At 49.1% G+C, this 6,290-nt stretch carries 4 protein-coding genes and 1 tRNA gene; all 5 read right to left on the bottom strand.

Annotated features, from left to right (window positions below; translation table 11 throughout):
• The coding region (locus tag RMO52_RS18115; protein WP_310417023.1) for a GntR family transcriptional regulator at positions 1–545 on the bottom strand (545 nt) is incomplete at its 3' end.
• A gap of 318 nt (positions 546–863) precedes the next feature.
• Positions 864–1,652, bottom strand: coding sequence for an RNA methyltransferase (locus RMO52_RS18110; RefSeq protein WP_309739081.1), 789 nt, complete (start codon positions 1,650–1,652; stop codon positions 864–866).
• 82 nt (positions 1,653–1,734) lie between these two features.
• Positions 1,735–1,818, bottom strand: a tRNA-Leu gene (locus RMO52_RS18105).
• A gap of 180 nt (positions 1,819–1,998) precedes the next feature.
• Complete coding sequence (locus tag RMO52_RS18100; RefSeq protein WP_310417019.1) at positions 1,999–2,433, bottom strand: hypothetical protein; 435 nt, start codon at positions 2,431–2,433, stop codon at positions 1,999–2,001.
• Positions 2,434–2,468: 35 nt separating this feature from the next.
• The gene (locus tag RMO52_RS18095) at positions 2,469–5,834 is read right to left on the bottom strand and encodes a response regulator (RefSeq protein WP_310417016.1); all 3,366 of its coding nucleotides are present in this window, start codon (positions 5,832–5,834) and stop codon (positions 2,469–2,471) included.
• Between the last annotated feature and the right edge of the window lie 456 nt (positions 5,835–6,290).

Here is a 6,290-nt window from a genome sequence, read left to right as displayed (position 1 = left end):
GCGGCGCGGGATTGGACTAATTGAGCTTCTAGCTTGTCTAGGGTAATGAGCTGAACGGGGATGCCTAGCGATTGTTGTAGCTCTTGGAGCATCAATTCGCCCGCGCCCAGATCGTTGCGCGGTACGGTGACAAATACCCGTGCGCTACACCGCCACCGCCAATCGATCTCAGTCAAAAATAATTCCCGCGCCTGATTGAGCGAGTAACCCTGAGCGAGGAGGGTATTGAGACTTTGGGAGACTAAATCGATCGCGGGAAGACGCGGATCGATCTGAGCATCGGCAATTAGATGATTGCTTTCGTGTCCTAATGACCGCACATAGATGCCCGAACCAGGGACGGATTCTACCAAGCCAGTCAGCTCTAATTGAGAGTATACTTTGCCGACCGTATTGCGGTGTAAGCCAGTCTGCATGGCAAGTTGCCGGGTGCTAGGCAGGCGATGTCCGGGAGAGAATTGGCGGGAGGCGATCGCAAACAACATCTGATCGTATAGTTGTTTGGAGACGGGGATTTCGCTATCGGTTTGAATGTGGAATTGCATTGGAAGACAAAGGAGATCGATCGTTGATAGTTGCCGCGAGTGTTTGAGCGAAAACCTCTCAACTGCTGACAGCCAGCAAAGAGTAACTGTCAGAAATCTACAATTATTTCAGCTTACGTTTTTAGAATACCCTGACTACAGCCTGAGTTAGGGATCGTAAAAATTTTATTGAAAACACTAGCAATCTTACAGTAAGCTTCAATCGCGATCGTGCTAATTCCGCGAGCTTTCAGGTGTCGAGGATCTCTAGACTTCCTGCGAAAGTAAAAACAAAATCTTTTCTCTAAAGCCTAATACCTAAAGCCCAAAGCCTAAAGCCTAACTTTCGGAGAAAGCCTTTTGTCTGCGGACTTCAAATAACATCAGTGCGGCGGCGGTGGCGACATTCAATGATTCTACGCCAGCGGACATGGGAATCTTGACCTGAAGATCGGCTAGGGCAGCTAAATCTCGACTCAAACCCGCCCCTTCATTGCCCAACAAAACCAGTGTCGGCGATCGCAAGTCCACATCCCAGTAACTAGTTTTGGTATGAGAACTAGTCGCAACCACCTGTACCCCCTGTTGCTGATAGCTAGCGATGAGTTCGCTCAGATTGTCGCTGACTCCCATTGCCAGCCGAAACCATTGCCCTGCTGAGGCGCGTAGCACCTTGGGGTTGTCCAAATCGACGCTATCTTTGCTTACCCACAGTCCATCGACACCCGCCGCCGCCGCTGTCCGAATTATTGCGCCGAGATTGCCCGGATCTTGAATGGTAGATAGCACGAGCGTGAGGTTTGCGCTCAGCGGTGGCTGCTTGTGTGCCATCCGGGGTGCTGTCGCCACGATACCGTCAGGATTGACAGTTGTGGCGATCGATCCGATAACTTCATCCCCGACCAATTCTACGCGATCGCTAGTAGCTAGGACGATCGACCACAGTTCGGGATGGTTTGCCTGCCATAGCTCGGTGCAGCACACGGTTGTTAATGGATAATTAACAGCACAGGCTTCCTGAATTAGATGGGTTCCTTCTAGGAGAAATAACTGAGTTTCCCGGCGTTCTTTGGGGCTGTGCAGCTTTTTGATCTGCTTAATCAGGGGATTTTGAGTGCTTGTCAACATCGTAAAAATCAGCCAGGTAATACAAATCGGGGGGCACGATAATCTATCGTACCCCCCGATCGTGTTGAATGTAACTAAGAGATGCGCGACCCGAGACTCGAACTCGGAAGTCCTTGCGAACACTAGAACCTGAATCTAGCGCGTCTACCAATTCCGCCAGTCACGCAAACTAATGGTTTTATAACCAGTCATTCATTATCAAAGATCTAGTTAGTATTTGTCAAGTAGTTCTCAATACTAAGCGGCAATCAATCTCCCAGTCTCCCAGTCTCCCAGTCTCCCCGTCCCCCAGTCCCTTAGTCCCCCAGTCCCCTGAAGATAGTAACTAGATTCACGCCAAATACTACTAATCTCCCAAAATAAAGATCGTCAATTGGCTCTGTTCGTGAGTAACGATCGCAATATGACTGGCGATACCAAGGGGATTATCGGTACGAACGTCACTTGGTAAAGTCCGAATCCGATCGCAGGGTACAGAGACTAAAATCGGTGCAGTCTCGATCGGGATACCATATAGCTGAGAATTTTCACCTGTAAAAATCACGATCGCATTAAAGTCAGCAATCTCTATGCCCGACAGGCGATCGTGCAAATCGAGAATTGCTACATCCTGCGTTAAGCTAAAATCTTCGCCGATAAATACATTACTAATCACCCGATTAATTTTGGTCATGGGAATCCCAAAACTGACGCGATCGATATGAAAAACGACTAGCTCGATCGCGAGAGAGGATCGTTTTTTTGGCTCTAGCAATAGATTGGAACTGATACCTGCAAGCATATAATGTTACCATTTATAATTAACGCGATCGATTATTAAACATCGATTAACTTAGAAATTGCCGTCATAAAATCTTGTTCGACATAAGGCTTGATAAAATAGTCAACTGCCCCTAAATGAGCGGCAAATTGGCGATGTTTGTTATTGCTGCGAGAAGTCAACATCACCACTGGGACGTGAGAAATCGTCCGGTCTTGACGATAGATATTTAGGAATTCAAAGCCATTCATATTCGGCATCTCCACGTCACAAATTGCCAATTTAATTTCGCTGACTTTTTGGCGCAAGATTTGCAGTGCTTCTTGACCATCTTTAGCGGGAATAGTGCGATAGCCAAATTTTTCGAGGGAAAGACATAAACTTTGACGGGTAGTAATAGAGTCATCGATGACCAAGATCGACGGCATTGAATCGGACACTGGTGCTGGTACCGCTGCTGTTGTCACTAGCGGCTGCGGCTGTTCGACCAAGACGCGGATCAAGGTGTGTGGATCGAGTACGGGGATGATCTCGCCATCCCCCAAAATCGTACAGCCATAGCTATAGCTCGGTGGCGAGATCGATGTCCCGAAAGGGGCGATCGTCAGCTCTTGCTCGGTAATCATCCGATCGATCTGGAGCGCGACAATCCGGTCGCCTCTGCGGATCAAAAACAGGGGCGCCAACCAGTCAGCAGGGTTGTGAGCGCTACTCTTGAGTGTGAGCGAAATCGTCCGTTCGGGGACGGGGATCGAGTAGGTGAGCAGATCGGCGAGGTTGTAGACTGGAATCGTCAGATCGTGCCACTGGCAAAAAGACTGCCGATCTCGCTCGAACATTTGCGCGGGAGTAGGAACGACAATTTTTTGGATACTATCTGCCGGGAAGGCGTAAACAGCATTACCGACTTGACAAATCATTAATTGGGCGATCGTCAGCGTCAGGGGAATCCGCAGCGTAAAAGTAGTGCCGCGTCCGAGTTGGGAGTCGATCGAGATCGATCCTTTAATCGACTGGATTTGGGCTTTGACAATATCCAATCCCATCCCCCGCCCCGATAATTTGGTAATCCGCTCGGTAGTAGAAAAACCCGGTACGAATAATAAATCTAACAATTGCTCTCGCGTCGCGTCAACTGCGGCGGCGGGTGTCAATATTTGCCGCGCGATCGCTCTAGTGCGAATGGCATTAATGTCGATGCCCCGACCATCATCTGTAATATCGATAACAGTCTGACTGCCCTGATGATAGGCATCGATGGCGATCGCGCCGCGTTCGGACTTACCAGCAGCTTGACGGGCTTCACGGGAGTCGATCCCGTGATCGAAAGCATTACGGAGGAGATGCACTAGCGGGTCGAATAGTTTGTCGATGGCGGCGCGATCGACTAGTACTCCAGCTCCGGTAATTTTGAGGTCTACTGGTTTGTCAAATTCGACTGACAAATCGTGGAGGGTGCGGGGGAAGCGATTGAGAATTTCACCCAAGGGCAACATCCGCGACCACATCAGGTCGTCCCGCAGATGTGACAGGAGCTGTTTTTGGCGATCGATTTGGCGGTGGGATTGGGTGACAAATAGGGAGAGATCTTCGATCTGTTCTTCAATTTGCGCCAGTTGCTCGATGGTGGCTTGCGCGATCGTCTGCACTTCACTATAACGATCGAGTTCTAGGACATCAAATTCCTGACCGAGACTGGGTGGCGATGACATCGACTCACGCGGCGGCTGTGGAGCGGCACTACTCAGCGTATCGGCAATTTGTCTGAGTCTGTCGCTAATAGTCTGAAAATTTGCACATTTGGATCTGAGTCGCCCTAACGTATCCCCAAATTGCTCGTTAGATAGCGCCAAGCCATGCCGCTCGATCGCCAGTTCGCCCATGACATTATTCATCCGCTCCAACCGATCGAGTCCCACCCGTACCGATAATTGGGGCATCGGCGTACCGATCGCTTTCCGCGATTTTTGGTTGAGCCGTGCTGGCTTAATTGCCGTTGCTGGCGGCGCAAATGTCGAGAGTGTCAGCGGTGCAAACTTGTCGAAATTGCTAGTAATCTCGGCAATATGGCGATCGAGATCTTTTAGTTCGACTGCCGCATTCGCCCGTGATACACTCGCTGGCGGTGGTGGCTCGAAGAGATCGACTAAATCGAAATCTCCCTCGTCGGTTGGTAAATAAACCGCAATTTGTGGCTCCAGCGATCTACTCTGACAAGGCGTGTCGAAGATCTCAACCAGATCGTAGCTCAAATTGGCGCGATCGTCGGTGGATGTCTGGATGACAGCGGCGATCGAGACATCAAAAATATCTACCAAGTCATAGCTAAAACTCGCGATCTCTTCAGTAACTAATACCGTTGCAGCGGCGATCGAGACATCAAAAATATCTACTAAGTCATAACTCAAACTTGCTGTCTGTTCGATAACTAGTGCCGATCGCACCTCAGTCGAGACAGACTCAACTTCCGCCGCGCTCGGTAATAGTGCTTCCCATCCGAGCGACTTAAATTCGGTAGGTACCGCGCTCCAAGTTGGCGCATCAAAGACATCTGCGAGATCGAATAAGTCCCGCGCGACCTCAACTTGGTCTACTCCAGCGGCTACTGCTTCAGCCCCCTCCCGCTGTGCTGTGGGTAGCTCGGCGATTAAAAATGCAAAACCTGGAGAGATCGCGCCACAACGGTCGCGATCGCCAGTCAGCGCCGCTGTCAGAGCCGCATAAAAATCTACCAAGGCAAAACAACAAATTTCTCTCGCCCGGTCGGGATGACGATCTAAAGCCGCGATCGTCGCCTGAGCGAGTACGCCAAATCCCGGCGTATCAGTCAGACTGGCAATTCCTGTAAATACCTCTGATTGAGCGCGGAACTCTCCGACTACGATCCGATCGCATTCGGGATCGAGGAGGACGCGTTCGAGTCTGGCTAAACTCTGAGCGATATCCACTTCAAAAATTGATTGCGTCAGATCGACTCCGAGTAAGCGATTGTCAGGAATTTTTTGACCAGCAATCACAAAATGGCCGATCTCTTCATCCAGATCGGCCAAAATAATTTGCGTGCTCGTATGAAATCCGGCAAGTAATTGCTCGCCATTAATTTCAGCGGTAACGAGTTGATTTAGACAGTCGTAGATCCGAAATAAAAGTCGATCCAAATTGCTATCGAAAGGTAAATCTGGATGATTGAGCACCCGAAAGATATCTTCGATTTGATGAGCGAGATCGGCAATTGCCTCTAAACCCAAACTTGCCGCCCCACCTTTGATCGAGTGTGCCGCCCGCAATAAATTATCTACTTTAGTCGCACTGCGATCGATACTCAATGTCACGAGTTCTGTTTCGATCTGCTGCAACATCTTGGGTACTTCCAAGCTAAAGAGCTGATAAACTCGATCTCGTAATTCAGGGTCGATGTACATGGGAGGTAGTGGATAGTGGATAGTGGATAGTGGATAGTGGATAGCAACAAGATCTGATGATTGGATTAAAATATAGGCTTAAGTAAGTTAAGAATGAAAGTTGTTTATTGCTTTAGTTTTTTTCTTCACCATTCACCATTCACCATTCACTATTCACTATCCACTATTCACCATTCACTATTTACTCAATCTTAAACTGACCGACATTCTTCTGTAGCTCTTGAGCGAGTCGCCGATATTTCCCAGAAAACTTCACTCCGCGCCGATAACGTTCAAGCTTCATTCCAAGATCTCCTTCAGCTCGCTCAAGAGCTACAGAAGAATGTCGGTCAGTTTAAGATTGAATAGCATTGCTAGGGGATAGGGGATAGGGAATAGGGAATAGAGGGTCGGAGATTGGTGCGGAGCGCGTTAACAATATTACTCCCAAGCTCTCTTCCTTTATCCCGGTTGTCC

It is taken from the genome of Chamaesiphon sp. OTE_8_metabat_110, assembly GCF_031382685.1.
In the GTDB taxonomy this organism is placed as follows: Bacteria; Cyanobacteriota; Cyanobacteriia; order Cyanobacteriales; family Chamaesiphonaceae; genus Chamaesiphon.
This window is presented reverse-complemented; position numbering and strand designations above follow the sequence as displayed.

Excerpts from the sequence above, each read along its gene's own strand:
- RMO52_RS18110 (WP_309739081.1), bottom strand. The coding sequence starts at position 1,652 with ATGTTGACAAGCACTCAAAATCCCCTGATTAAGCAGATCAAAAAGCTG.
- RMO52_RS18100 (WP_310417019.1), bottom strand. The coding sequence starts at position 2,433 with ATGCTTGCAGGTATCAGTTCCAATCTATTGCTAGAGCCAAAAAAACGA.
- RMO52_RS18095 (WP_310417016.1), bottom strand. The coding sequence starts at position 5,834 with ATGTACATCGACCCTGAATTACGAGATCGAGTTTATCAGCTCTTTAGC.